The organism is Ignavibacteriales bacterium (assembly GCA_016709155.1).
In the GTDB taxonomy this organism is placed as follows: Bacteria; Bacteroidota; Ignavibacteria; order Ignavibacteriales; family Ignavibacteriaceae; genus JADJEI01.
In genome coordinates this window covers 332,489-358,972 of sequence record JADJEI010000006.1, presented here as the reverse complement: position 1 = coordinate 358,972, position 26,484 = coordinate 332,489, and the positions used below count along the sequence as shown (strand labels likewise).

At 36.4% G+C, this 26,484-nt stretch carries 24 protein-coding genes and 1 pseudogene; 22 read left to right on the top strand and 3 right to left on the bottom strand.

The features are described from left to right. The first annotated feature begins 478 nt into the window (after positions 1-478). From IPH11_12185 to IPH11_12130, 12 genes are all read left to right on the top strand, one after another. Positions 479-1,054 (top strand): hypothetical protein, encoded by a 576-nt coding sequence (locus IPH11_12185; GenBank protein ID MBK6914365.1) that lies wholly within the window; start codon positions 479-481, stop codon positions 1,052-1,054. 449 nt (positions 1,055-1,503) lie between these two features. Beyond that, a complete protein-coding gene (locus IPH11_12180; GenBank protein ID MBK6914364.1) occupies positions 1,504-2,337 on the top strand; it encodes a PQQ-like beta-propeller repeat protein in 834 nt (277 codons plus the stop codon). Beyond that, complete coding sequence (locus tag IPH11_12175; GenBank protein MBK6914363.1) at positions 2,303-3,748, top strand: carboxypeptidase regulatory-like domain-containing protein; 1,446 nt, start codon at positions 2,303-2,305, stop codon at positions 3,746-3,748. The genes IPH11_12180 and IPH11_12175 overlap by 35 nt, the downstream gene beginning before the upstream one ends. Positions 3,749-3,787: 39 nt before the next feature. Next, on the top strand, positions 3,788-4,519 hold the full coding sequence (locus IPH11_12170; protein MBK6914362.1) for a hypothetical protein: 732 nt from the start codon (positions 3,788-3,790) through the stop codon (positions 4,517-4,519). A gap of 32 nt (positions 4,520-4,551) precedes the next feature. Further along, positions 4,552-5,295 carry a T9SS type A sorting domain-containing protein gene (locus IPH11_12165; GenBank protein MBK6914361.1) on the top strand — a complete coding sequence of 248 codons (744 nt, stop codon included), beginning with the start codon at positions 4,552-4,554 and terminating at the stop codon, positions 5,293-5,295. Between the two features lie 175 nt (positions 5,296-5,470). Beyond that, entirely contained in the window at positions 5,471-5,830 is a 360-nt protein-coding gene (locus IPH11_12160) for a radical SAM protein (GenBank protein ID MBK6914360.1), read from the top strand. Between the two features lie 40 nt (positions 5,831-5,870). Further along, the gene (locus IPH11_12155; protein MBK6914359.1) at positions 5,871-6,485 is read left to right on the top strand and encodes an SPASM domain-containing protein; all 615 of its coding nucleotides are present in this window, start codon (positions 5,871-5,873) and stop codon (positions 6,483-6,485) included. After that, positions 6,486-7,421 carry a flippase-like domain-containing protein gene (locus IPH11_12150; protein ID MBK6914358.1) on the top strand — a complete coding sequence of 312 codons (936 nt, stop codon included), beginning with the start codon at positions 6,486-6,488 and terminating at the stop codon, positions 7,419-7,421. Between the two features lie 125 nt (positions 7,422-7,546). Then, positions 7,547-8,194, top strand: coding sequence for a glycosyltransferase (locus tag IPH11_12145; protein MBK6914357.1), 648 nt, complete (start codon positions 7,547-7,549; stop codon positions 8,192-8,194). Next, on the top strand, positions 8,191-8,601 hold the full coding sequence (locus IPH11_12140; protein MBK6914356.1) for a hypothetical protein: 411 nt from the start codon (positions 8,191-8,193) through the stop codon (positions 8,599-8,601). Before IPH11_12145 ends, IPH11_12140 begins: the two co-directional genes overlap by 4 nt. Positions 8,602-8,836: 235 nt before the next feature. After that, the gene (locus tag IPH11_12135; protein MBK6914355.1) at positions 8,837-10,246 is read left to right on the top strand and encodes a hypothetical protein; all 1,410 of its coding nucleotides are present in this window, start codon (positions 8,837-8,839) and stop codon (positions 10,244-10,246) included. A 110-nt stretch (positions 10,247-10,356) separates the two neighbouring features. Next, positions 10,357-11,118 carry a queuosine precursor transporter gene (locus IPH11_12130; protein ID MBK6914354.1) on the top strand — a complete coding sequence of 254 codons (762 nt, stop codon included), beginning with the start codon at positions 10,357-10,359 and terminating at the stop codon, positions 11,116-11,118. A gap of 217 nt (positions 11,119-11,335) precedes the next feature. Here the strand turns inward: IPH11_12130 and IPH11_12125 are convergent. After that, positions 11,336-14,920: pseudogene (locus IPH11_12125) on the bottom strand (multifunctional oxoglutarate decarboxylase/oxoglutarate dehydrogenase thiamine pyrophosphate-binding subunit/dihydrolipoyllysine-residue succinyltransferase subunit). A 151-nt stretch (positions 14,921-15,071) separates the two neighbouring features. Here IPH11_12125 and pdxH point away from each other — a divergent pair. Further along, the gene (gene pdxH, locus IPH11_12120) at positions 15,072-15,719 is read left to right on the top strand and encodes a pyridoxamine 5'-phosphate oxidase (GenBank protein MBK6914353.1); all 648 of its coding nucleotides are present in this window, start codon (positions 15,072-15,074) and stop codon (positions 15,717-15,719) included. Here pdxH and IPH11_12115 read toward each other — a convergent pair. Continuing rightward, complete coding sequence (locus tag IPH11_12115) at positions 15,716-16,606, bottom strand: EamA family transporter (protein MBK6914352.1); 891 nt, start codon at positions 16,604-16,606, stop codon at positions 15,716-15,718. The genes pdxH and IPH11_12115 overlap by 4 nt on opposite strands. A gap of 84 nt (positions 16,607-16,690) precedes the next feature. On the opposite strand from IPH11_12115, the gene IPH11_12110 reads away from it, so the two are divergent. From IPH11_12110 to IPH11_12070, 9 genes are read left to right on the top strand one after another with little or no spacing between them, the layout of a single operon-like run. Then, complete coding sequence (locus IPH11_12110) at positions 16,691-17,329, top strand: polysaccharide deacetylase family protein (GenBank protein MBK6914351.1); 639 nt, start codon at positions 16,691-16,693, stop codon at positions 17,327-17,329. Then, entirely contained in the window at positions 17,314-18,414 is a 1,101-nt protein-coding gene (locus tag IPH11_12105; protein MBK6914350.1) for a glycosyltransferase, read from the top strand. Before IPH11_12110 ends, IPH11_12105 begins: the two co-directional genes overlap by 16 nt. Beyond that, on the top strand, positions 18,414-19,406 hold the full coding sequence (locus IPH11_12100) for a radical SAM protein (protein MBK6914349.1): 993 nt from the start codon (positions 18,414-18,416) through the stop codon (positions 19,404-19,406). The genes IPH11_12105 and IPH11_12100 overlap by 1 nt, the downstream gene beginning before the upstream one ends. Next, a complete protein-coding gene (locus IPH11_12095) occupies positions 19,406-20,236 on the top strand; it encodes a DUF1207 domain-containing protein (GenBank protein MBK6914348.1) in 831 nt (276 codons plus the stop codon). Before IPH11_12100 ends, IPH11_12095 begins: the two co-directional genes overlap by 1 nt. Continuing rightward, positions 20,237-21,229: a site-2 protease family protein gene (locus tag IPH11_12090; GenBank protein ID MBK6914347.1), complete on the top strand. Its 993-nt coding sequence runs from the start codon at positions 20,237-20,239 to the stop codon at positions 21,227-21,229. It begins immediately after the preceding gene. A gap of 59 nt (positions 21,230-21,288) precedes the next feature. Then, the gene (locus IPH11_12085; GenBank protein MBK6914346.1) at positions 21,289-22,095 is read left to right on the top strand and encodes a hypothetical protein; all 807 of its coding nucleotides are present in this window, start codon (positions 21,289-21,291) and stop codon (positions 22,093-22,095) included. Continuing rightward, positions 22,092-23,684, top strand: a complete 1,593-nt coding sequence (locus tag IPH11_12080) for a hypothetical protein (GenBank protein ID MBK6914345.1) — start codon at positions 22,092-22,094, stop codon at positions 23,682-23,684. Before IPH11_12085 ends, IPH11_12080 begins: the two co-directional genes overlap by 4 nt. A gap of 9 nt (positions 23,685-23,693) precedes the next feature. After that, positions 23,694-24,695, top strand: coding sequence for a hypothetical protein (locus tag IPH11_12075; protein MBK6914344.1), 1,002 nt, complete (start codon positions 23,694-23,696; stop codon positions 24,693-24,695). 12 nt (positions 24,696-24,707) lie between these two features. Continuing rightward, complete coding sequence (locus IPH11_12070; GenBank protein MBK6914343.1) at positions 24,708-25,607, top strand: PorV/PorQ family protein; 900 nt, start codon at positions 24,708-24,710, stop codon at positions 25,605-25,607. Between the two features lie 194 nt (positions 25,608-25,801). Here the strand turns inward: IPH11_12070 and IPH11_12065 are convergent, their stop codons facing one another. After that, positions 25,802-26,035 carry a hypothetical protein gene (locus tag IPH11_12065; protein MBK6914342.1) on the bottom strand — a complete coding sequence of 78 codons (234 nt, stop codon included), beginning with the start codon at positions 26,033-26,035 and terminating at the stop codon, positions 25,802-25,804. Between the last annotated feature and the right edge of the window lie 449 nt (positions 26,036-26,484).

Sequence of the window (26,484 nt, the reverse complement as noted above, 5' to 3'; positions counted from 1 at the left end):
TTACACTCCAGCAGTAAATTTTCACTTCCTATCACTTTATTTTTGCTTCCTGCCGTCATCGCTTCCTGTCATCATTTCGCTTCCTGCCAGATCATTTTCGCTTCCTGTCATATCATTTTCGCTTCCCTGTCGTCTCATTTTCGCTTCCTGTCGTCTCATTGTCGCTTCCTGTCATCTCATTTTCGCTTCCTGTCATCTCATTTTCGCTTCCTATCACTTTATTTATGTGTGCTGTCAATTGATATCTTTGGCATTCAACTTGACATTTAACAGTAATAATGTGATATGTAATGAAAATAAACTGAGATTTTACTTAAATAACTCACCGTATACATTTGTCATGCTGTTGGCATTGCACAGAATGGCATAATGCTAATTTTGAGTAAGATTAGTGATTTAATATATTCAGTTATAAATTCTTAATCGTTCAATATTAGTCAATAAATTTCATCCAATTTAATAAGGTAATAAAAATTATATGAAACCAACTATGGTGAACCACGAATTGAGAGTTATTCACTTTGAATACAAAAGTGATGCTTCTCTAAGCGAGTTAGAATCTTCTGCTGTTATGGAATATCTAAAAATGCACAATGATTTAGCGGCGTTGTACAAAATGCAGAAAAGGATGGAGGAAATGTTCAGCGAAATTCAGCCGGAAATTTCCATCTTTGAAGAAGAACTTGATTGGATTGAACAGGGAGTTAAATCGTGGGGTACAATTGCAGGCTACTCAATGGAGGAGTGCGAAAGTGAAGAATATAAAAGCGGCACTTCCGATTTTCCTCAGCTTTTTACAAGATGTTTAACTCATCAAGATAAGCGGGAAATTTTTTATGAAAAGCTTAACAAACTTTTTGATGAATTTAAAAAATGGGATGAAGACACTGATAAAATGGAAGAGAAAATAGATTGGTTCGAAGCTACTTATCATGATCCGATCTTTAAGGATTATGAAAAAATGGAAATTGACTGGTACACTTTCGACAATGATTTGCAAGAGTTTTATAAAATGTACGATGATCTTATCCGAAAATTCATCCTGACTTTATAAAATATTTTAATCGAAATGGTGAGCTGTTTAAAATCTTATGCACAAAAGTCAGATGTTGTTTATAGTAGATTAGAATTGATTCAAAGACATCTGAATAAACTTAGCAATGAGACTGATTTCACTGCTTTCATGTTGATTAATTTTAATTCATAAGCTTTTAATTAAAATTTTCTTCTTTCGAAATTATTAAGGATTATTTATCCTATCTATTCAAACGATGCGTATGCAAATCTCGTTTCTTAATAGACTATTATATCTCAAGATGTTTTAGGTGAGAATTTTGTTTTTGAACGAACAACGTTCTAAGTTTGATCACAAATAAAATAATATTTTGTTATCAGCAATACGTTTCTGAAGATGTTAATGAGTACCTCAGTTACAAACCGTTCCTTCGTTAGTCCCTCTATAAAATATTACTACAAATTTATTAAACTATCCAGGAGGTTCACATGAAAAGTTTATTTCATTTTGATTTGCAAACCTTAAAAACAATTTTAATAAGTATCCTACTATTTTCGTTTTTCATTTTCACGAATGAATTGTATTCACAGGATAAGAATTTTATCGGCACAAAAATTCTTCGTGATGGAAATAATTCTAAACATCAGACTTTTGGTGTTAAGAATTCATTTGATGATAATTCATTGTTAAATCAATCCTTTGCCCCTTCAAGCCTAAATAAAGAAAAGTATGTTTTAGGCGGCAATCTTCTTTGGTGGTATCAGGATGGGGCAGCAATAGCGAATTTTACTGAGTTGAATAATAGCGGCTCTTCTCCGCTTACAGGATGGGGTTTGAATGATATGAGAGTATCGCTTTATTCTGATCACGATAATACTCCGCTCTGGGAATTATCTACTGCGCCGTATGACCCCGTGGTTGCAGAATCAGAAGATGATTTTGTCATTGGAGCAGCGAGGGGGAGTGATTTTGTACTAATCGAAAAAGCTACAGGCAATATTATTTATCAACTTACGCTTCCAGATACACTTTACGCTGTAAATATTGGAATACATGGAATAGGAGCCGGACCAACAATAAGAGTGATTTGTTTAGCTCAGGCGATTGGAAATGGTACAGTTTCAAGAGCATACTCTTTATTTTATAACGGAACAACATTCGAGGTCGGCTGGACTTTTGATGTCCCGAAAAGTGAAATATCCAATTGGACAGGAGTTGATTTTTCCTCCGATGGCAATGTGATAGTAATCAATGGACGAAACCATTTGTATGTTTTAAATAGAGTTGATGGTTCACTTATTTGGGATCACTTTTTTAGATAATACCGAAGCACCCGCTGTTATCAGCGGCGATGGAAATATTATTGTAACGGCTGATAACAGTGGTTTCATCCAAACGCGATATTTTGACGTTTCAACTAACGAATATAATTTACTCTGGCAATACCGTGTGCCGGTTGGTGCATTTACTAACTGGGCTTCATCAGTTGATATTTCTGAAGATGGAAATACAATTGTAGCCGGCACTCTGCTTTTTTATTCTGCTGGTTATGATGGTTCGGTAATTGCATTTGATACTTTTGGTGATGGAACTCCTAAATGGGTTTACACAGGGGCGGGGGACTTAGTTGATGATATTGCACTCTCATCGGATGGTAGAGTAGCTGCTGCAGTAAGCTGGGGTGATCTATCACACTCCCAACCCGATCTTTTAGTCTTTGATGTTCAAACCGGAGAATTATCATACAGCTTTAATTCACCCGGATCCTTATTCTCTGTTGATATTAGTTCTGATGGGAAAAAAGTTTTTGCCGGTGGTAAAGCCGTTCACGCAAGAGAATTTGGAAGCGGCGGTTTGATTTATTATGCTGAAATTGATTTAGGTGGCGGCAGTGTAAGTGGAAATGTGGAACTTACAAATACCGGCGATCATAGCGGTGTAATTATTAGCGCAGTAGGTACCGAACGATTTGGGATCTCACAAGCAAACGGTAATTATATAATTGAAAATATTCCTGCAGGCACTTATACTATTCGCGCACAAAAGCCGGGATATCAATATGGAACTGTTTCAAATGTAGTTGTACCTGAGGATGGGATAGTATTGGGTATTGATTTCTCACTCAGTTTTTATGGATATTCTGCTCCGGCTATTTCAGCTTCAACAGATCTCGAACTACTCATTCAGCTTACATGGGTAAATCCTATGAATTTAAAGGTTCAACGCGAAATGGCAGTTGATGATCTCGGCACTTTGATGCAAACATTGACGAAGCAGGCAAGAGATAAAGTTTCCGGCAATCAATATATCCCTTCTCAGATTGGTGAATTGACGGCCGATAGTGTGGCAATTTACCGAAGTTCAGTTTCCGGCGGACCATACGCCAAAATTGGAACTGCTAATTTGTTAGATGAAAATTTCATTGACGAAAATGTTCTTCCATTAAAAGATTATTACTACGTGATTACAGTGTTTGATGAAAATGGTGAGAGTGAATATTCAAATGAAGTTTTAGGCAGGGTAAATGACTCAATGTTTACTTTTACTTTTGAATCTCCACAAGGAAGTGTTCCCGTGATCGACGGAATTATTTCAGCAGGGGAGTGGGAAGATGCATTTAAAATAGATGTCTCCGATGTTTTAGGTTTTGGTGGCGGAATCCCTTTACCTGCGGGCAGTGTTTTCATGTATTTTAAATTTGATGATCAAAAGCGATATGCTTTACGTAGCTAGGAAGATTTTCTGAATTATACACTCGAGGATAACGAAGGCTTGGGATTTTATTTCGATGATAATAACAACAACGCATTCGAACCCAATGGCGGGGAGCCATTATTTACAGAAGGAAATTTCTGGGCGTACTGGCATCCAACCGGTTCAAATTTAAGATTCAGACCTATTTATACTGGAGGCGCAGTTGGAATTGTTGACACTCTCTTCGGTGCACAAGTAGAATTCACAGATGCAGCGGGACATCTGCAGGGTGAAGTTGCATTGCCAATGGGGTTTTTCGATGGCGATCAGCTTCAGGTTTACAGTCCTGATAAAACTCCGGGACTTGGAGCATTCTTAATTGCCAGAGCAGGTGGTGCTGCTATTTTCGATGGGTGGTGGCCTCAAACCATGAATAGTGTTTTTAATCCGCAGTATTTTGGCGACATAAAAATTAATGTTACTCTCTTAGCCCCTCCACAGTCACCAGCAAATATTTCGGTGGAGAAAGAAACAGACAATCTTTTACTAACATGGTCTGATCCAACATTAGGATTGAATAATGATCCACTCCAATTTCCACCAACTATAAATATATACAGAAATGGTGAATTCATTTCATCTGTTGATGCCGGTGTGCAATCATATCTTGATGAAAATGTTGGCTGCGAATTGTGGTATGAATATAAACTTGAAGCTTTTATCATCAGCGGAAGCGATACATTGACAAGTCCTTTGAGTGGTGTTTACGGGGAAACTTTGGCTGTAAAGATCCGGAACTTAATCCGCTGACATACGATGATGGAAGCTGGGAAGCATTTTATGTGGTTAGTTTTTCTTATGAGGAAAATAAATTTGCTCTTCGTTTTACGCCAACATTTTATCCTGCGAGAATAGTTCGACTGCAAACATTAGTAAATAATAATGGCGAGTTTGATTTTACCATTCATAAAGATAGCATCGGTTTACCGGGAGAAAAGATTGCAGGACCCTACCGCGTATCCGCAACAGGTGTAGGAGTTGCGAGCGCAATAACTAAAACGCTGCCGGGTGAAGATCCTCCATTATTAAAGGAAGGGGATTATTGGGTGGTGGTAAACTATCTGCCTGAACTCCCCGGAAATCCTGGAATCGGTGTTGATGTTAATGCACCTATTTCAGATCGCGGATATTTCTATTTGTCAAGCACAGGCTGGCAGTATTTTGCAAGCGGCAATTTGATGATCACTTCATTTATCGCCGACACTGTAAGTACAATTAGTAGTGGTGAATCCGAGAATAAACTTCCTCTAACTTTTCAGATGAATCAGAATTATCCAAATCCATTTAACCCTTCAACAATTATATCTTATCAAATTCCTCAAAGTGAATTTGTAACGTTGGAGATTTTCAATGCGCTTGGTGAAAAAGTTAATTCATTAATCAATCAGTTTCAGAATGCCGGAACTTATTCAATTCAATGGGATGGGGATAACTTTAGCGGCAGTCAGGTTTCCAGTGGAATTTATTTTTATAGAATTAAAGCCGGTAATTTAAATTCTGTTAAAAAGATGATTCTGCTCCGATAAATTTTTGTTTTCAACAATTATGGGAGGCGGTGATATTTCCGCCTCCATTCTTTTTCCTCTGTTCTTCAAGAGAATCTGCATATCAAAAAATATTACTGTTAGAATCAACTTCGATCAGTTTCGCTAAAAGATTGATTTTAACTATCTTCATTCCACAAAAAATTTAACTTATCTTTTGGAAATAAACGTCTTTAAATATCTCACAATTAAGCGAGCATGGAATGCTGTAAAAATTGTTTGCTCATTTACGTTGTCACGAATAACAAGAAAGCCGATTGTTTGGGGAATGCCCATTTCGTATTCTATCGAACCGACGAATCACTGCAATTTGCAGTGTCCCGAATGCCCTTCCGGGCTTGGTACTCTAACTCGACCACTTGGTTTATTAAAAATAAATGATTTCAAAAAGTGGATTGATGAAATAAAAGATACAGGATTTTACGTGCAGTTATTCTTTCAAGGTGAGCCGTACATCAATAAACATCTTCCTGAAATGATTCGCTACGCACAAAAAATAATGTTTATATCAGCATAAGTACGAACGGTCATTTTGTAAATGAAAAAATGTAGATCTTGTGCTAGATGATGCACCGGATAAACTTATCTACTCTGTTGACGGCTTGGATGAAGAAAGTTATCAGCAGTACCGTGTTGGCGGAACTTTTGCTCAAGCCGATAATGGATTAAAAGCATTAATCAAAAGACGTAATGAATTGAGTTTGAAAAAACCATTTGTCGAGTTCCAATTTATCGTGATGAAGCAGAATGAAAATCAGATTGAAGCTGTTAAAAAATACTGCAGGGAAAGGGGAGTGGACAAAATAGCTTTCAAAACTATGCAGATTTCGTCTTTAGAAAATGCAGTTAAATTTCTTCCTTCAAATCAAACTTATTCGAGATATATTTTAGAAAAAGATTCGTACCATATTAAAAATAAACTTAAAGATCATTGCTTTGCTTTGTGGAGAACTTCTGTAATCACATGGGACGGTAAAGTTGTTCCGTGTTGTTTTGATAAAGATGCTCAATATTCACTTGGAACATTGAATGGCAAATCATTCTCTCAAATATGGAACTCAGAAAAATATAATGCCTTCCGAGCTGGTGTACTTGATAATCGCAAAGCACTTGAAATGTGCCGCAATTGTACTGAGGGATTAAAAATAAATATTTTTGAGATTGAACAATAGATGACTTACGCCATTAAAAAATATTTTGAAGCATTGGCCACCTTTCTTGATGAACATAAATCAAAAGTATTTTTTGCTGCTAAAATATTGATAGCAGCAGGGCTTCTAATATTCATTTTCAATTATGTTGACATCAATGAAATTATAACTGCTCTTTCCAATGCTAATTACATAATTCTTTTTGCGGCATTTGCTTTAAGCTTTATCAATGTTGGGTTGCAGTATTACAAATGGAAAATTACCTGCGAGCATTTATTAAACGAAACCAATGATAAAAAAATATTTTCATCTTTGTTTTATGGTTTTGCTGCAGGATCATTTACTCCCGCAAGAGTAGGTGAATATTTCGGCAGAGCGATTGTTTTCAAAAATAAATCGCTGCTTGAAGTTACGATAGCCACTCTTATTGATAAGCTTTTCCCTCTGCTGATGGTTGCGTCGCTTGGAACCATTTCAAGCATTTTATTCTTACATTTTTATTATCAAGTATCATTCTACATTACAGTTTCGTTGTTCATTGTTTTCTTTATGTGTTTATATTTTATTGTAATGTTGTTTATTAATCCAAAGTTTTGGGAAAATATTTTATTCAAAAAATTAAGATCATCTGCTCATTTGAATAAACTGTTTGAAAAGTTTAGACCGCTGCAAATGCTGGATAAGAAATATTCATTGCAGATGACAGTTATTTCATTATTGTTCTATTCTTGTTTTATACTTCAATACTCACTGCTTGTAATAAGTTTCAGCGGCAACACGAATGTATTAAATTATCTTTGGGCTGGAAATCTAATAATGTTTGCGAAGACAATTATACCGCCGGTATCATTCGCTGAGCTTGGAATAAGGGAAGGAGCCTCAGTGTTTTTCTTACTTCTTTTGGGGGAAACACAAGCAGTTGCCTTCAATGCTTCTTTCTTCCTTTTTTATGATTAATGTTTTATTACCTTCATTAGTTGGACTGATATTCTTCTTTAGAAAAATGATTGATAAATTTTTGCTTATTGTATTTATTCTGCTGTTGATCAATTATTTTTTTTCTTCTAAGAATATTCTCTGGATTGAAAAACCTAAAATCTTGTGATGTAGATTTTATGTCGGAGGATTTTGTAACTGTTATTATTCCATTTCGTAATGAAACGGAAAATATTTTACGAAGCTTGAAAAGTATTGAAGCACAAAATTATCCGAAAGAAAAATATGAAGTATTATTTGTAAATGATTTTTCTCAGGATGATTCGCTTCAGAAAATTTCAGATTGCAAGAAATCAGATAACATCAAGATTCTCAGTGTTCCATCAGATTATTCTATGAATGCACATAAGAAAAGAGCAATTCGATTCGGGATACAAAACGCTAAAGGTAAAATTATAATTACTACGGATGCAGACTGTAATCATAATGTAGATTGGCTGAAATCTTTACTGGCTTGTATGAAGGATGATGTGGGGTTCGTTTCTGGTCCGGTTGAATTTTATTCAAACGAAAGTTTCTTCAGTAAACTTCAGAAAATAGAATTTGCAGGATTAGTGATAACAGGAGCGGGTTTAATCGGCAGCGGCAAACCAATCATTTGTAATGCTGCTAATATTGCATATCGTAAGAATGCTTTCGATAAAGTAAATGGTTTTAATGACCAGATGAATTTGTCTTCGGGTGATGATGAATTGTTAATGCAAAAATATGGAAAGAAACTGATTACAAAGTGAAATTCTGTACTAATAAAAAAGCTATCGTTGAAACTGATCCTAACAGAACGGTAAAGCAATTCTATCAACAAAGAAAACGATGGGCGAGCAAAGGATTATTTTATGCCGACAAACTTTTAATTGTAAAACTAATCTTGATTTATTTGTTTTATGTTGGTCTTCTTGTGCAATTAGTACTCGGAATATTCTTTTCGATTTATTTTGTTTTTTCTTTTATAATATCATTCTTCTTAAAGGCGCTGGTAGAATTCTTAGTGCTGAAAAAAGGTTCAAGTGTTTTATTCGATAAATTTTTCTTAATCCCATTTCCGATTGCTGAAATTATACACCTGCCATATATAATCATTGCTGGGATTAGTGGAGCTTTCGGGAATTTTAAATGGAAGAATAGAACAGTTAAGCGTTAATAATTTCTAGTCTTTGCTTACAAAATCAATTCTGCCACGAAGTCTGCGTATCTGTTTTTGACATTAACCTTTATTCATTCAGTAATATTTAAACTGTATAAATTCAATTAGCCTTTGTCCATTCAATTATACAGAACTAAAAAATTACCTTTAAATCTTATTGAATAAAGGGCTTTTATCATTGGCATATTCCTTGGAATAATCATCCTGAACAATTTATTAAAAGGAGTTCGTCATGAAAAAGTTAATGTTGATCGTTTTCGTAATAGCAGCAAGTTTTACTCTTAGACTGAATGCAGAACCAGCAGCTCGTGTAGGAGGATTCTTCTACTCATCTTTGTCTCCTCACGGAACATGGATAGAGTTGAATACCGGTGTGACCGTTTGGCGACCAAGAATCATCCGCAACGATTGGAGTCCTTACATGGAAGGTCAATGGATTTGGACAGACGATGGTTGGTACTGGGATTCTTATGAACCATTTGGACAGATAGTTTATCATTATGGACGCTGGTACTACGATGACTATTATGGCTGGATATGGGTTCCTGACTATGAATGGTCACCTGCATGGGTTGAATGGAGATACGATAATGATTATATCGGTTGGGCTCCGCTATCGCCTTATGCAAGTTTCTCAATTAGTTTTGGAATACATTTCTCGAACCATTGGGTTACACATTATCATCATTGGAATTTTGTACGGTTCAATTATTTCTGTGATCCTTATCCTTACAGACATTTTGCTCCGCACAATATTAAGTACAGAATCTATAATCACACTGTTTACAGAACTAACTACAATTATTCAAACGGAAGAATAAGAAATTACGGTGTTGATGTTGATTATGTTCGGGTTAGAAGCAAACAAGATATTAAGGTTAGAAATCTTCAGGTTGTAAGAGACCCGAATGATCTTAGAAATAATAATGGAAGAAATGGTGATGTTCGTACTTTGATAGTTGACCGCGATGAGCTTAGAAAAGAAAACTTCAAAGATGTTGAAGTAACTAAATCAAAAGAAAGAACTTCGCTTGAAACTTCGAAAATAGAGTTAAGCTCTGTAAAGGACAGAACAATTCTTAAAGAGAATAAAGATCGAAATACTGAAGTAACTCTTAACAAAGAACGTGAACAAAAAGTTGACGTAAAAGAAAATAGAAACCTTGATACAAAGAAAAATCAGGTAAAGGTGAATGAAGATAAATCAATCTTAAAAAATAAAAATGACAGAAGTTCGAATGAATCTGTAAATAAAAATTACAGCAAAGAAAATGTTAAAATAGATAAAAGCAGAACTGAAAATCCTGTAAAGATTGAAAAAAACACGAGCGAAAATCTTCAGTTGAGAAAGGATGTAAGTAAGAATACTTCAAAAAATTACGAGCAGAAAAAACAAAATGAAGTTACTTATCAGCCCAAGGTAAATTATCAACCGAAGAAAGATGTTAAAGTAAATACTCAAACTCAGTATAAAAAAGAAAATACTTCTAACAATAGAACACAGTCTTTTGATAAGAATAAAACGAATACAACAAAATTCAATACTCAGAAGAATAACACTCAAAAGACTTACACTCAGAAGACTCAGGTTACTTCAAATAACCGGAATAACACTACAAAACAAGATCGTAATAAAAGGTAACGTACTTTCACATCATCCCTCCTAGGAGCGGCATCGGCAAATAACCGGTGCCGCTTTTATTTTTTAATTCGATGTTCTCTGGATAAATTATCATTAAAAAATTAAACTCTATGAATAACAAAACTACCAAACTGTTTTATGTGCTTGGAGCATTCTTCGTCGCCAATGCAATACTTGCTGAGTTTATCGGTGTAAAAATATTCACACTTGAAGGAACATTCGGATTTACACAAGTGAATCTCTCAATCTTTAATGTTGAAAATCTATCATTCAATCTCAGTGCGGGTGTGCTGCTCTGGCCTGTAGTATTTATAATGACCGATATAATCAATGAGTACTTCGGAAAGAAAGGAGTAAGATTTCTTTCATACACTGCTGCTGGATTGATCGCTTATGCTTTTCTGATGGTTTACTTTGCAATACAACTTTCGCCGGCAGATTTTTGGATTGAACGCACAACAACAAACGGGGTGGTGAATATGGATTCGGCATTTAATACAATATTTGGACAGGGACTCTGGATTATTGTTGGCTCATTGATTGCTTTTCTCGTCGGACAATTAGTTGATGTTACTGTATTTCATTACGTTAAGTCAAAAACCGGAGAGGCGAAAATCTGGCTGCGGGCTACAGGCTCGACCTTAGTTTCTCAGTTTATTGACAGCTTTGTTGTTTTGTTTATCGCATTTTATATCGGTGCAGGGTGGGATATAAAATTAGTGCTTGCGATTGGAGTAGTAAACTATATGTACAAATTCACAGTAGCGATAGTTTTAACGCCGCTGCTGTATATCGTGCATAACATAATTGATAGATATTTAGGCAAAGAACTATCTGAAAAGCTAATGGCAGAAGCAATTGAAGCTGATTAGCAGAGCACTAGGAGTATAATAGGTGTATAATAGGAGCGAATGTGAAAAGTTATAGCTAAGTATTTTGAGTGAATTTCATTTAGAATTTTGAATGCAAGTCAGTCAAGAAAAAGAAGTAATTTGCTATTAATATATACTCTTCAAACACACAATTTTGCCATCATTAAAAATAATATTTTAGAATAATTTCTTCATCCCTCGGCAAACGCCTGCTTTACTAAATGCTTTTGCTGCTGATTAGAAATTTTGCTGAGCCCACTGCCGGGCTTGCACTTTCAGGTCTTCCTGCATATCGCAATTTTTGTCCAGTGCTTAAGTCCTCAATTAATCTTGAAGTCAGAAAATTCCAGGCTCCCATATTTTTAGGTTCTTCTTGAACCCATACCACATCCTTAGCCTTTGTGTATGAAGCGAGTATCTTCTTCATTTCTTTAGATTTGTACGGATAGATTTGCTCAAGTCGAATTATAGTTGAATCATTTATTTCATGCTCTTTCTTGAATTTGGCTAAATCATAAAAGACTTTACCGCTTGTCAGTATAATCCGTTTAATCATGTTTTTATTATTCAGAGAATCCTCTTCCAGAATTTCGTGGAATCTTCCTTTTAGAAAATCTGCTTTATGAGACTTCGCTTCAGGGTGGCGCAGTAAACTTTTTGGCGTCATAATAATCAACGGCTTATTAATATTTTGACGGATATGTCTTCGCAGCAGATGGAAGTATTGCGCCGGGGTTGAAGCATTGCAAACATACATATTATCCTGTGCACAGAGTATCAGAAATCTTTCAAGTCGTGCTGATGAATGTTCGGGTCCCTGTCCTTCATAACCATGGGGTAGTAGAAGTACAAGACTGTTTGGCAGTTTCCATTTTTCATAGGAGGCAGCTATGAAATTATCAATTATAATTTGAGCGCCGTTAGCAAAATCACCGAATTGTGCTTCCCACATTACAAGTGCAAGCGGGTCAGCTGTACTGAATCCATACTCGAATCCAAGTACTGCTGCTTCAGACAGAAAGCTATCGAGTGCTTCAATCTGGTTTTGGTCTTTACTGATATGATTTATAGGGAAGTATTCTTCGCCGGTGACAATATCTGTAAGTGCAAGGTGTCTTTGACTGAATGTCCCTCTAACACTGTCCTGCCCGCTCAATCTGATTGAGGTTCCTTCGAGCAAAAGGCTGCCGAAGGCTATTGATTCTGCTAATGCCCAATCCGCAAGCTCAGTTCCGTCAAGAATCCCTTTTCTCTTGTCAAGGAATTTTTTCAGTTTAGCATGACTGTTAAAATTATGCGGGATAGTCGTAATACCTTCAATTATTTTATGTAATGAATTTTCGGATATACTCGTGTCTTTGGTAATGTGCACATCTTCAACCTGTTCTTTTGGATAAGCAAGGGGGATGTCGGAATTGAATACACTACTTCGTCTTTTGGTTTTTTCCAATGCGTCATATAATTTTTCCTCAATTTCATTCTGAATTTTTCCAACTTCAGAAGGGGAGAGTATTCCTTCTTTTAACAGGTGCTCTCGATAGATGCTTTGCACTGAAGGATGCTGCTTAATTTTTTCATATAGAAGCGGTTGAGTAAATCCTGGTTCATCGCCTTCGTTGTGCCCGTGCCTTCTATATCCGAATAAATCTATTACAATATCTTTATTGAAAATCTGTCTGTACTCCAAAGCTAATTTAGTTACCCATACTGAAGCTTCAACATCATCACCATTCACATGAAAAATAGGAGCCTGAATCATTTTAGCGACATCAGTAGCATAAACGGAAGAGCGCGCATCTTCGGGGGTGGTGGTAAATCCTATTTGATTATTGATAACGATATGAACAGTGCCGCCTGTTCTATATCCCGAAAGTTGGGATAAGTTTAAAGTCTCAGCACAAATACCCTGCCCTGCAAATGCTGCATCGCCATGAATCAACAGCGGCATAATCTTTCTGTGAGTTTTGCTTTCACCAATATGGTTTTGCTTTGCACGAACAATTCCCTCTACTACAGGATTTACCCATTCAAGATGACTTGGATTGGAAGCGACAGATACAGAGATATAATCACCATCATATGTTCGGAATTTACCCGAAGCCCCAAGATGATATTTTACATCACCCGATCCCTCTATCGAGTTTGGATCCTGAATATCTTCAAATTCAGAAAATACTGACTCGAAAGATTTCCCGATTATGTTTGTCAATACGTTAAGCCTGCCGCGGTGTGCCATACCAAGCACTACTTCGGAGATGCCGCTTTTTTTTGCTTCATTTAAAAGGGCATCAAGTACAGGAATTAGTGTTTCAGAACCTTCAAGCGAAAATCTTTTATGACCGATAAAACTTTTATGGACAAAGTGTTCAAAGCTTTCGGCTTCAATTAATTTTTTAAGAATGTTAGTCCTAAATATTTTATCAAACTGCGGCTTATTCATAACCGGTTCCATTTGATTCTGAAGCCAAATTTTTTCGGCAGGGTTCTGAATGTGCATGTACTCCACACCAATTTTATCGCAATAGGTTTTTTGAAGTATGTTCAGAATCTCGCGAAGTGTGGCTTTCTTCAAGCCAGAAAACCCCGGTAATAAATTGTCTGTCGAGGTCCCAGATGGTAAGATTAAAACTCGAAGGATCAAGCTCAGGATGGTATGGGATCTTAAATTTAAGCGGGTCAAGATCTGCTATCAGATGCCCGCGCACTCTGTATAGATTTATAAGCTGTAACACTTTTGCTTGCTTTTCAATTTCTTCAGTATTAGAACTTGAATCAAAAATTCCCGGCTGATAATCAGTCTTCCATGAAAGCGGTTTTAGCGGAATCTGTAATGCCTCAAAAATTTCTTCGTAAAAATTATCTTGCCCGAGTAATAATTCATTTATCTTTTTCAGGAATAAACCAGACTGTGCGCCTTGAATAATTCTATGGTCGTAGGTGCTTGTGATAGTCATTACCTTACTTACACCAAGTGCAGAGATAGTAGAGGGGGACATAGCCTGGTACTCGGGAGAGTATTGTATTGCGCCTGTTGCTATTATCGCTCCCTGCCCTACCATCAGGCGGGGAATAGAGGCATTCGTTCCAATCGTCCCGGGGTTTGTAAGTGTTATCGTTGTTCCAAGAAATTCAGATGGGTCAATTGTTCCTTTCCTCGAGCGTTGGACAATACCTTCATAAGCCTCGATGAACTGTTTGAAGTTTAGTTCATTTGCATTTTTAATGTTGGGTACAAATAACGAACGAGAGCCATCTTTTCTTTCAACATCTATTGCAAGTCCAAGATTTACTTGTTTTCTTTTTATAAGGGTGGGTTTACCGTTTATTATTGAAAAAGCGTTGTTAATCGAAGGATAAAATGAAACAGATTTTAAAATCGCCCAGCTAATTAGGTGCGTGTAGGAAATCTTATTCAAATTTCGTTTAGCTACCGCTTGATTGATCACAGAACGATTTTCCTCAAGCAGTTTAACAGGAATAGACCGCTGAGACGTGGCGACAGGGATGCTTAAACTGTTTGTCATATTCTCCAGTATTCGAGCTGAGCTTCCAGCTATTACCTGTATTTCGTCTTGGTCGGAAGGTTGGGGATAATTAATATGCATATTTGCCGATAAAGATCCCGATGTTGTCTTTGCTCCATCGTCTTCCCTTTAACGTTTCCGAAAAAATTTCTCCATTGTTCCGGTATTGATTGTGGATCCGCTTCGTATTGCTTATGAAGTGATTCAACAAACCATGTATTTGCGCCAAATTTTTCTAATTCTTCTTTTTGTTTTTTAGTAAGATCGTTTGATTTCATTTTGTAATTTCGTGTTGAAAGAATTGATTATTTATAATTCAATTTATAAAAGAAATGAAAAAGTTCATAACCTTATTGCAGTTTAAGGGTTATAAATTTATCGCAGTTGTATTCTTAATAATATTTTTCGTTAGAGGTTTAGAAGAGAACAATGATTAATCAAAATAAATTGGCAGCGTTAAGACAAAATTATTCACTAAAAACTTTAGATGAAAAAAGCGTTGACATTAATCCATTTAAACAATTTTCAGCATGGTTTAATGAAGTACTTGCAGCAGAAATCAGTGAGCCTAATGCTATGATGCTTTCTACTTCGGGCTTAGAATCTAAACCTGATATTCGCGCAGTTTTGTTAAAAGGATTTGATGAACACGGTTTCGTTTTCTATACGAATTACTTAAGTCATAAAGCAAAAGCATTAGACGAAAACCCAAAAGCAGCACTTCTTTTTTTCTGGAAGGAATTAGAACGCCAGGTAAGAATTCACGGAAAAGTGGAACGAACTTCTTCAGCAGAATCAGACGAATATTTTGACTCCCGCCCTTATGAAAGTAGAATAGGCGCCTGGGTTTCTTTGCAGTCAAGTGTGGTTCCTAATAGGAAATATTTAGAAGATAAGTTTGTCGAATTCAAAAGCAAAATGAACGAACAAACTATTAAACGTCCTGAATATTGGGGCGGATACAGGGTCATCCCTTCTTATTTTGAATTTTGGCAAGGCAGGGAGAATAGACTGCACGATAGAATCGTTTACGAATTACAAAGTGAAAACTGGAAAATTTATCGTCTGTCTCCTTAATCACGCATAACTTTTTTGTTTCCCCAGATTTCCACAAATACAGTCCTTAAAAGAATTGCTAAAAGAATTATACCTCCCCCGACAAGTGCTTTAAAGGAGGGTCTTTCACCATAACCGATAAAAACCCAAATTGGATTCAATAAAGGTTCGAGCAGCGACATTACTGAAGCTTCGAACGCCTGTACTCGATGTAAGCCGTAACTAAAAATTGCGTATGCGATTCCGATCTGAAAAATTCCAAGAAATGAAACCATTAGGATATCAGTCACCAATAATTGTTCGATGTCGAATACAAATTGAAATGTAAAAACTGCCACAAGCATATTGCCATAAAAAATTGAGCTAAGCTGAAATTCTTTTTTATTCACGCGGAGTCCAATAAACAATGCCGCAAAAGCTAAGCCTGCACTAAGCCCGGCAATGTTACCATTCATTTGCCCCGGAGTTATTTCATCAACAAAAAACAAAACCATTCCAAGCGAACAAATAATAACTGTGATGATATTTATTTTTTCATACTTCGTTTTATTCAGCAGTGGTTCAATCAGGAAAACATAAATCGGAGCAGTGGATTGTAGAAAGATTGCATTGGCAGCCGTTGTGGTCTTGGTTGAATAAACAAACAGGATAAGCACAGCGGCATAAAAGATAGAATTTAATACAGCGAATCCATTTAAATAAAAAACCTGCTTCTTAAATATCACTCCGAAAACTAAAGCCGCAATCAAACATCTGAAAAAAGACAATTGCATAGCTGAAAGCGAAATTAGTTTTACTAATAGTCCTCCCGAGCTCCATAGCAGTGCAGTGAGTAATATTGCTGCTAATCCTTTTTGATGTTCTGAAAACTTTTCCATTGAGAATTTTTTTTCAATTGTTGAATCCAAACTTAATCTTATTGTTGTTAAATTGTGATGGAAAATAATTTTACGAAAATAGTAATCAACCTAATAGAAACATTAAATATCTGAATGAAGTATTTTTATAATCCGCCATTAATTATCAAAAAAATCTTTAGTGATTTTATTTGGGAGACTTATAACGATCAGATACTTCTGACATTTGATGACGGTCCAACTGTTGAATCTACAGAACTGATATTAAAACTTCTCGACGATCGGAATCTGCATGCTGTATTTTTTTGTGTCGGGAATAATATCAAACTAAAAACTCAGTTAGCGAAACTGATAATTCAATCCGGGCACACACTTGCGAATCATACTTTCAACCACGCTGTTCTAACCAACCTTGATAAGCTCTTAGTCTCTGCTGAGATAGATGCTTTCAATTATTTTGTTAATGATAATTTAAATTATTCTGTCAAATATTTCAGACCACCGCATGGTAAATTTAACTTTAGAATAAAAAGAATTTTGAAGCAAAAAAACTTGACAAATGTGATGTGGTCTTTGTTGACTTATGATTATAAAAATGATTTCAACATCGTGAAATATTCCATTGATAAATATTTAAAAGCGAATTCAATAATTGTTTTTCATGACTCAATTAAATCGGCGGCTATTATAAGGCAGTCTCTCGATTATTTATTTGAAGCTGTCGAGAGAAAGGGATTTACAATCGGAGAACCAGAAGAGTGCTTGAAACATTAGAAATAATATTCCTGATTTTTGTTTCGGGCTATTTTATTCAATCTGTAATATTCTTTATCGGTACAGGCAAAAAATTTCCACAAAAATCAGATGATGAACTTCCGACCGCTACAGTTATTGTTGCGGCAAGGAATGAAGAACCAAATATTCTGCGCTGTCTAACTTCACTTAATAATTTGTTATATCCCGATGGTAAGCTTAGCATTATTTTAGTTGATGATAAATCAACTGATAACACTGGAAGCATAATTGATGATTTTATTAAAGACAAACCAAAGTTTCAAAAGATCATTACTAAAAAAGAGATTGGCAAATTAAAGGGAAAAACAAACGCATTAGCAAATGCAATCCAATTAGCTGCCGGTGAAATTATTCTCACCACTGATGCTGATTGTGAGGTAAATCCAAATTGGGCTAAGACCTTAGCTTCATACTATGAAAAGGATGTGGCAGTTGTGAATGGTTTTACTACTCAAAAAGCTGCCTCAGGATTTAGCGGAATGCAGGCAATTGACTTTATCTATCTTTTGTTCGTTGCTTCCGGTACAATAAATCTCGGTCATCCGTTAAGCTGCATCGGTAATAATATGTCCTATCGCAAAAGTGCTTACTTCGAGGTAGGGGGATATGAGAATTTACCTTTCAGCGTAACTGAAGATTTCAATCTATTAATTTCTATTTATAGATTAAAAAAATATAAAATAATTTTCCCGCTAAATATTAATAGTCTTGTTGTATCACTCGCATGCAATGATTATCGAACCTTGTACAGGCAGAAGAAACGCTGGGGGGTAGGCGGTTTACAGATACCGGCAAAAGGTTACTTAGTATTTTTCTTCGGATATTTCACACAGCTTGGAATGCTTGCTCTTCCTTTTTTATTCACACCTGTATGGTTATATTTGGCTGCATTTAAACTGTTTATTGATTTTTTTGTCCTGTACATCATTCACGATAATCTGGGTATCAAAAAAAATCTTTTATATTTTTTCCAATTTGAAATTTACTATACTCTATACGTTTTAATTTTACCATTTATGATTACAGTCAGTAGAAAAGTTATCTGGAAGGATAGAAAATATTAATGCTTCTCCTTTGTAATTACTATGTAACTTACCGCTGCAATGCGTTCTGCGAGTTTTGTCATTTTGGTGTTCACGAAGATTTTAAAGATACTCCCTTTGCTTCCTTTGATGATTTTAAATCGAATGTTGATCAACTTTCTGATCTTGGTGTAAAGTTTATTGATCTTACCGGCGGTGAACCGCTGCTTCACAAAGATATTCACCTGATGGCTGAATATGCTAAGCAAAAAAAAATGCAAACGAGCATTACCACAAATGCTTTGCTTTACAAAAAGTTTGCTGAAAAACTTGCCGGTAAAATTAATCTGCTTCACTTTTCATTAGATTCTCCTGACGAAGATGAACACAATAGAATCAGAAAAGTAAATTGTTACGGTCATGTTCTCGAAAGTCTAAAACTTGCCAAATCACTCGGTGAATATCCCGACATTCTTTTTACTGTTACAAATGATACATATAAAAAACTTCCTCGTATGCACGAGATTGCAGTTAAAAATGATTTGGTTTTGCTGGTCAATCCTGTCTTCTCGTATTTCGGCAATCCCGGCTTGAGTGACGAAGCTATTGATTTTATTGAAGAATATTCTGACGGCAAAATGAATATTTACGTGAATAAAGGATTCCTAAAATTAAGGAAGGATGGAGGAAATAATATTAGTGATCCGCTTTGCAAAGCTGTTTCACGTGTGATTGTAATTTCACCTTATAATGAAATTATTCTTCCGTGCTATCATTTTGCAAGTGAACGAATTAAAATTGATAGACCAATTAAAGAACTTCGCTATTCTGATAAAATAAAATATTTCCAAAAGATGGAGGGACGTTTTGATTTTTGCCAGGGATGCACAGTCAATTGCTACTTCGAGCCTTCCTTTGCATTTCCCACCAACCTTTATGCAATGGCGAGCCTCACTTCAAAATTCAAGTATGGCTATAATAAACTCATCAAGCAGAAATTCAAAAAAAAATTTTCTAAACCGGATATTGTTTAATGCGCATTCTCTCTTTTATTTTTGTGATAACTTTATTGATGATCAATTCTGCCGGCGCTCAGCCGATTCATTCGTGGTTTAACTCGGAGTTAAATATTAAACCATTCACCGCAAATTTTTATGAACCAAAAGCAGGTACAAGCTTCGATCTCAATGGTAAATTTTTAAGACTCGATATTGGAACTACACAGGATGTTTATTCGATTCAAGATTCGACGACATCCTATTCTTGTGGTGCTGATCTTTTCACTTACACAAGGTTGAGAAGCGAAAATGATTTCAAGTTCCCAGTTGAAACTATTGATTATTTTTTCGGTGTGAACTTTGGATTTAAACATTTAATTTCGGATGGCAATTATGGTTTACGTTTTCGGGTAAGTCATGTCAGTGCACATCTTGTTGATGGACTTTACGACGGGCAGAATAATGATTGGAGAAATGGATTCTCACCTATTGTTTTCAGTAAGGAATTCATTGAACTTTTTCCTTTTTATCAGTATAAAAATCTTCGCGCTTATTTAGGTTTGACTTATATTTTTCACGTTATTCCTGAAACTATTGGCAAAGGTATTTATCAATTCGGCTTTGATTATTATTTAACTCAACTCTCGTTTGGTGATTTTACTCCTTTGGTTGCAGTAGATTATAAAATTAGCAGCACCAGCGAATACGCTGGAAATATTATTACGACAATTGGAATGAAGTTTGGAAAAGTAAATTCGAAAGGATTTTCGATTCTGTTTACTTACTACAATGGAAAAAGTATTCACGGAGAACTTTTTAATAGATACGAAAAATATTCAACAATTGGATTTAATGTAGATTTATAAATGGACGAACAATTCGATTATACTGCGCAAGATAATGTGAAGAAGAAATCAAAGCAGAATTATCTTCTCCACATTGGTTTATTTGCGGTAACATTTTTTACTACAACGTTAGCTGGCGCTGATTGGATTACCGGTTTCGGCGGTCCTTACGAACTTGCTTACTTACAAATAGGACTCTCATATTCTGTCTCAATTTTATTTATCATTGCCAGCCATGAATTTGGTCACTACTTTGCGGCAAAGTTTCATAAAGTGAAAGCCACGCTTCCTTATTTTATTCCTTTCCCTCCGCTGCCGGGATTTATTAGCTTTGGAACAATGGGGGCGGTAATTAAGACTAAGTCTGCCGTACCTAATAAAAAGGTTATGTTTGATATTGGTGTTGCCGGACCGATCGCTGGTTTTATTGCTTGCCTCGGAGTACTTATTTATGGATTCACAAATGTACCGGGAGTTGATTATATACTTCACATTCATCCAAATTATTTTGACGCAGACTACGGAAAAAATGCTTTATCTCTTGAATTCGGTGACACAATTCTATTCGCCTTTTTAAGATGGCTATTTGTTGATCCGAATAGTTTCTTCCCCCCGATGAGTGAAATTTATCACTTTCCATTTTTATGTGTCGGCTGGTTTGGGCTGTTTATTACTTCAATGAATATGATTCCTATCGGTCAGTTGGATGGAGGACATATCAGCTACACAATGTTCGGAGAAAAGAATCATTATAAAATTTCTGTAGTATGTTTTTTATTTTTATTTGTCAGCGGTGTGCTTGGGATAGTAGATTCAATGCTCGAACTTGGTTTTAACATCGGCTGGTCGGGATGGTTTTTCTGGGCTGCTGTTTTATATCTTGTTATAAAACTAAAACACCCTCCGGTCATGGATAATGAGCCGATTGATGTTAAGCGAAAAATTCTCGGCTTTATTAGTTTTATTATTTTTATTATTTCATTTTCACCAAATCCGATTGTGCTCTCTATATGAATTTAACAGGCAGATATTTTTACCTTTTGAAAAAACAATTAGAAGTTTTTATTTGAGTTATGAAAAAGTATTTCTTATTAATAGCTATTCTTTTTATCGCCGGATGCGAAAAAGATTTTGACGGTGTGATTGAATCTCAAAATCTAAGCTATGATGTAATCGGGATCAGTTCCTTCGAAAGTAAAATTTATACACCTTTGGATTCGCTCATCCAGTTAAATGTTTTTTTGAAGAATTCAGAAAACATTAAAGGCATCTTTGCCGATGTTTATTCTCCTTCATTAAGTAAATTAAATGACGCATCAATTTCTTTGTTTGATGACGGGAATGCTGAACATGGCGATATTGGTGCAGGAGATAACATTTACTCAAGTAAATTTCCATTGAGTGAGTTTGATATTAATGGCAGCTATAAAATTTATTATTACATTACTGATAAATTTAATGTTACAAATTTAGTGGGTGTGCATTCATTCAACTATAATAATTCGCAGGATAATCTTGCACCGGTTGTTTATAATCTTACTGCGCCCGATACTGCAATAATCGGCTCGGAGGATACTTTTATAAATATAAGCATACAAGCTGATGATCCAAATGGAAGAGATGATGTTGAACTTGTATTTTTTAATTCTTTTATTCCACCGGATGAACATCCCTCAAGCAGCAATCCATTCACTTTATTCGATGATGGCAGTGCCGAGCATGGCGATGATACAGCCAATGATGGAATTTATTCTTTAATTATTGTTCTTCCTAAAATAGGTTCTGGCGTTCCGACCGGTACTTACAGATGGGAATTTCAAGCGCGCGACAGAGGTAAAAAACTTAGCGAAAAAATTATTCACTTTATTCAGATTTTATGATTCGTAAAAAATTATTCCTTGTAATTTTCTCAACACTCATTTCGAGCGCTGCAATTGCACAGTTTGCACCCGATAATTTTTATCTTCAAAGTGAAAATAAATTTCTGCAAAAAATTTCTTCCGAAAATCCTGCAAGTAATAGTATCAGCGATATAATTGTAGCTGGCGATACTATTTGGCTTGGTACAAGTCGCAGTGTTAGCCTTTCAACCGATGGAGGCGAAAGTTGGACAAACTTTTACGGTACCTCTCCCTTAGGGGATGAAAGTATTTCTGCTATCGGCTACAACGACGGAACTTTTTGGGCGGCTACCGCAAATTCTGTTGATGTCAGTGGGCAGTCACTTCCGCAAGGGACGGGGCTAAAGTTCACCACTGATCTTGGTCAAACGTGGACATCCATTCCTCAGCCCATTGACGCAGAAGATGATTCTGTAGAAATTTACGGCACTAATCATATTCGTGCTTTGCCTGTTACTGTTACGATTCAAAATCTTACTTATGATATTGCCTTCACAAAAAATACTGTTTGGATTTCAAGCTTCGCCGGTGGATTGAGGAAAAGTACAGACAACGGTCAATCGTGGCAGCGTGTTATCATCCCCCCTGATTATTTGAACGAAATTAAGCCGACTGATACTCTTAATTTCTGTTTAAGCCCTGTAGCCGGAAATTTTTGTGCTGAGAATAATCTGAATCATCGTGTCTTTTCTGTAATTGGAGTTAACGATTCAACTTTATATGTCGGTACGGCGGGGGGAATAAATAAATCAACCGATAACGGAATTAGCTGGAAAAAATTTAACCACTCAAATCAGGATGAACCGATAAGCGGGAATTTTGTTGTTGCACTTGGATATGATTCTGTTAATGATATGATCTGGGGTGCAACCTGGAAAGCAGAGGGAGAGGCAGAATTTTACGGCGTAAGTTCTTCTTCAAACGGCGGCGACACGTGGCAAACATTTTTAGATGATGAACGCTCTCATAATTTTGGTTTTGCTGCTGGTGATGTTATCACGACTACAGACAATGGCGCTTTCAGATCAGCATCCAACGGCACAAGCTGGATACTTCCTGGTCCAATCATTGATAATAAGTCAAATCTTAAACTTGGCACTAATATTTTTTACAGCGCAGCTTCGAATGATGTAAACACATTTCTCGGTTCTGCCGATGGGTTAGTTCGCTATACAGAAAATTCTGCCGGTCCGTGGGCAGGGGAGTGGAAGCTTTATATTGCTTCTCAGCAGTTAGTTTCTGTAAGTGAAACGTATGCTTACCCTAATCCTTTTTCACCGAAGCTCGATCAATTAAAAATTAAATACAGCACCGGTGGAAAAACTGCTTCGGTTACAATTCGTATTTTTGATTTTGCAATGAATTATGTTTCAACTGTTGTTCAGAATGTTCAGCGCGGAAATTCATTTAATCAGATTGATGGAAATGATCTTGAAGCAAACGGTGTGATAGATTTTTGGGATGGAAAGGATGCTGCAGGAAATATTGTCCCAAATGGAGTTTATTTTTACCGTGTAGAAGTTGATGGGGCTGATCCTGTATTTGGAAAAATTCTGGTTTTACAGTAAGAGGAATTTGTGAAGAAAATAATTTCAATAATAATTTTAGTTTGTTCAATAACATTACTGGCTCAGCCGGAGTTTTCTAAAATCAGTTCTTTGCCCGGTTCATTCAGTAGAATTGGTTTTGGCGCACGCGGCTTAGGAATGGGTAATGCAATGTCTTCTGTCATCGAGGGTAATTTGGTCTCTTACTACAACCCTGCTTTATCCGTTTTTCAGAATGATAATTCATTTCAAACTTCTTACTCCATCCTTTCACTTGACAGATCATTAAACTTTTTGAACTTCACCCGGCGATTTGAATTTTATTCTTCTAAAGATTCTGCTCTCGAAAATAAAAAACCGCGCGCAACTGCGGGGATAAGTCTTGGTATAATCAACTCAGGCGTTAGTAATATTGATGGACGTGATAATCAAGGTTTTCCAACAGGTGAATTAAAAACTTCCGAGAATCAATTCTTTATAGCGATGGCAATACGAGTATCAGAGAAATTTGCTATCGGTGTTGCTGCTAAATTTTATTATTACAAATTGTACGAAGAAATAACTTCCACCGGACTTGGTTTTGATGTCGGAGCTCTTTACAAAGTGAATGAAAACTTTACAGTCTCTGCCGTTCTTGCCGATTTGAATAGCAAATACAAATGGGATACTTCTCCAATTTATGATCAGGATGGGACAATCTCCGAAGATAAATTCCCCCTGCTTAGAAAAATTGGTGTAAGCTATTATGAATCAGAACTTGGTCTTCTTGCTTCTGTTGAACTTGAAAACAGCAATGCTGAAACAAATATTCTTCGTGCCGGTGTTGAGTATAATATTTATGAAAATCTTTTTATCCGTGCTGGTGTAGATCAGTTCAATTTGAGCAATGCTGATTTTCTACCCAAGCCTGCCGCAGGATTTTCTTATTCAAAAAATTTCGGCTCACTTACGGCGGGGGTTCATTACGCTTTTATGATTGAACAATATTCGCCGCACGACAGGCACATAGTCGGACTTACAATAAACTTTTAATTTGGTTTTAATATGATTAAAAAAATTTTATCAATCGCACTTATCAGTTTCACATTTGTAAATGCTCAAAGCGCCGGGAATACCGGGTTATCTTTTTTGAAATTTGGATTCGGTGCGCGCAATATTGCAATGGGGGATGCAGGAACTTCTGCTTCTAACGATTTGACTGCATTGTTCTACAATCCAGCAAAATTAAATATCAATTCTGATAACGAAATTCTTGTAATGCACAATGAATGGATACAGGACGTACGAAGTGAAGTGCTTGGTGCGAAGACAAATATTTTCGGGCTGCCTTTTGCTTTTGGGTTTAATGTTACTTCCGTCAGCGATATTCAATTGCGGACCAAAGCGGGTGACCCCGAATCAACATTTGATGCAAATTATTTTTATGGAAGCATCTCCACAGGATTTGAAGTTTACGAAAATATTTCCACCGGCATTACGGCAAAATATCTTTACGAAGGTTTACTCTCTGATGAAGCTACAGGCTACGGATTTGATCTTGGTTTATTTTATAAAACTGAAATGGCGGGGTTAACTTTTTCCGGTGTTGTGAAAAATTTAGGCTCGATGAACAAACTCCGCAGTGAAGAAACTAAACTTCCTTCCGAAATCAGAATTGGTCCTGCTTACAATTTTGAGTTAGGCGAAAATAAATTTGATGCAATTGTCGCCGGGGAATTTCAAAAGTATCTTGACACAGATGATATTCATTTTAATCTTGGCGGTGAAGTTTTATATGATAATCTGCTCGCATTACGTGGGGGTTATCAAACGGGTTTTGAGTCAAAAGGATTTACAGCAGGATTAGGATTGATGTGGGGCAGTCTAAAATTTGATTATGCATTCCTGCCTTTCTCATTGGGACTTGGCAGTGCAAGCCTCTTCTCAGTTCAAATAAAGTTTTAATACTCACCCCTCTGTCATCCTGAGCCTGTCGAAGGATGAGAATGCCTGCCCCGCAGAGCGGGGTCGAAGGATGTGAAATTTCCAATCGTTTAGGATAAAAAAAAACCTCGGGGATACGTTCGGTCCCAGAGGTTTCAATTCAGACTATCTTCCGCGATACACGTGGGCATATCTTGTTTATATTTGTCCAACTATTATGCCATATTGATTTTTGATTTCAATATTGAAAAAAAGGCAAAAATAAGTTTGAGGATGGATAGAACAGGTAAAAAATTACCGCTGAGGATAAAAATTACTTGCCCAACGACGAAAAAAAGAGTGTTAACTCCCGCAGCGCTGGCTGTAACTTTATGGCGGTTATTACCAACCACGCCACCGTCCGGGCAACAGGGCAGCGTCGGTGCCAACCGTGAAATTGTTAGCGCCAACAATCTGACGGTTGGTTCATACGCGCTTGTGTTGTACCGATGTTCTGACGGTTAGTATCTCCCGCAATGTGGTTGGTGCTTACTTTCCGACGGTTATTGCCAACAGTCCAAAAGTTAGGGGCAACCGTGTGACGGTTGGGCTAAATAGAGCGAAAATAGGCAAAATTAAAGGGGTAATTGTTGCGTGGGTGAAGGGAATTTCGGCGGAATCGGAGGAGTTATATTGATAGGATTAGATATGTGGTCTTTTTACAATTCTGCCTTAAGCAGGCTGTCAGCACAAATGATCATTTGGAGAACTATACTTTCTTTGACCACAAAATTCGCCTGGAAACACGAAACCTCACCTTTGGGCAGGCACTATTTTAAATTGCCTTTTTGTTCTATCTTCGTAATCTGAAGCTTGCGGTTATCTTTTCATCGTTATTCAAAATAGCAGCAAGCCTGCA

Bases quoted from the DNA above. Each gene is read 5' to 3' on its own strand.
- IPH11_12070 (MBK6914343.1), top strand. From the start codon at position 24,708: ATGATTAAAAAAATTTTATCAATCGCACTTATCAGTTTCACATTTGTA.
- IPH11_12085 (MBK6914346.1), top strand. From the start codon at position 21,289: ATGAAAAAGTATTTCTTATTAATAGCTATTCTTTTTATCGCCGGATGC.
- IPH11_12135 (MBK6914355.1), top strand. From the start codon at position 8,837: ATGAAAAAGTTAATGTTGATCGTTTTCGTAATAGCAGCAAGTTTTACT.
- IPH11_12110 (MBK6914351.1), top strand. From the start codon at position 16,691: ATGAAGTATTTTTATAATCCGCCATTAATTATCAAAAAAATCTTTAGT.
- IPH11_12130 (MBK6914354.1), top strand. From the start codon at position 10,357: ATGAATAACAAAACTACCAAACTGTTTTATGTGCTTGGAGCATTCTTC.
- IPH11_12080 (MBK6914345.1), top strand. From the start codon at position 22,092: ATGATTCGTAAAAAATTATTCCTTGTAATTTTCTCAACACTCATTTCG.
- IPH11_12095 (MBK6914348.1), top strand. From the start codon at position 19,406: ATGCGCATTCTCTCTTTTATTTTTGTGATAACTTTATTGATGATCAAT.
- IPH11_12175 (MBK6914363.1), top strand. From the start codon at position 2,303: ATGGTTCACTTATTTGGGATCACTTTTTTAGATAATACCGAAGCACCC.
- IPH11_12180 (MBK6914364.1), top strand. From the start codon at position 1,504: ATGAAAAGTTTATTTCATTTTGATTTGCAAACCTTAAAAACAATTTTA.
- IPH11_12100 (MBK6914349.1), top strand. From the start codon at position 18,414: ATGCTTCTCCTTTGTAATTACTATGTAACTTACCGCTGCAATGCGTTC.
- IPH11_12090 (MBK6914347.1), top strand. From the start codon at position 20,237: ATGGACGAACAATTCGATTATACTGCGCAAGATAATGTGAAGAAGAAA.
- IPH11_12150 (MBK6914358.1), top strand. From the start codon at position 6,486: ATGACTTACGCCATTAAAAAATATTTTGAAGCATTGGCCACCTTTCTT.
- pdxH (MBK6914353.1), top strand. From the start codon at position 15,072: ATGATTAATCAAAATAAATTGGCAGCGTTAAGACAAAATTATTCACTA.
- IPH11_12185 (MBK6914365.1), top strand. From the start codon at position 479: ATGAAACCAACTATGGTGAACCACGAATTGAGAGTTATTCACTTTGAA.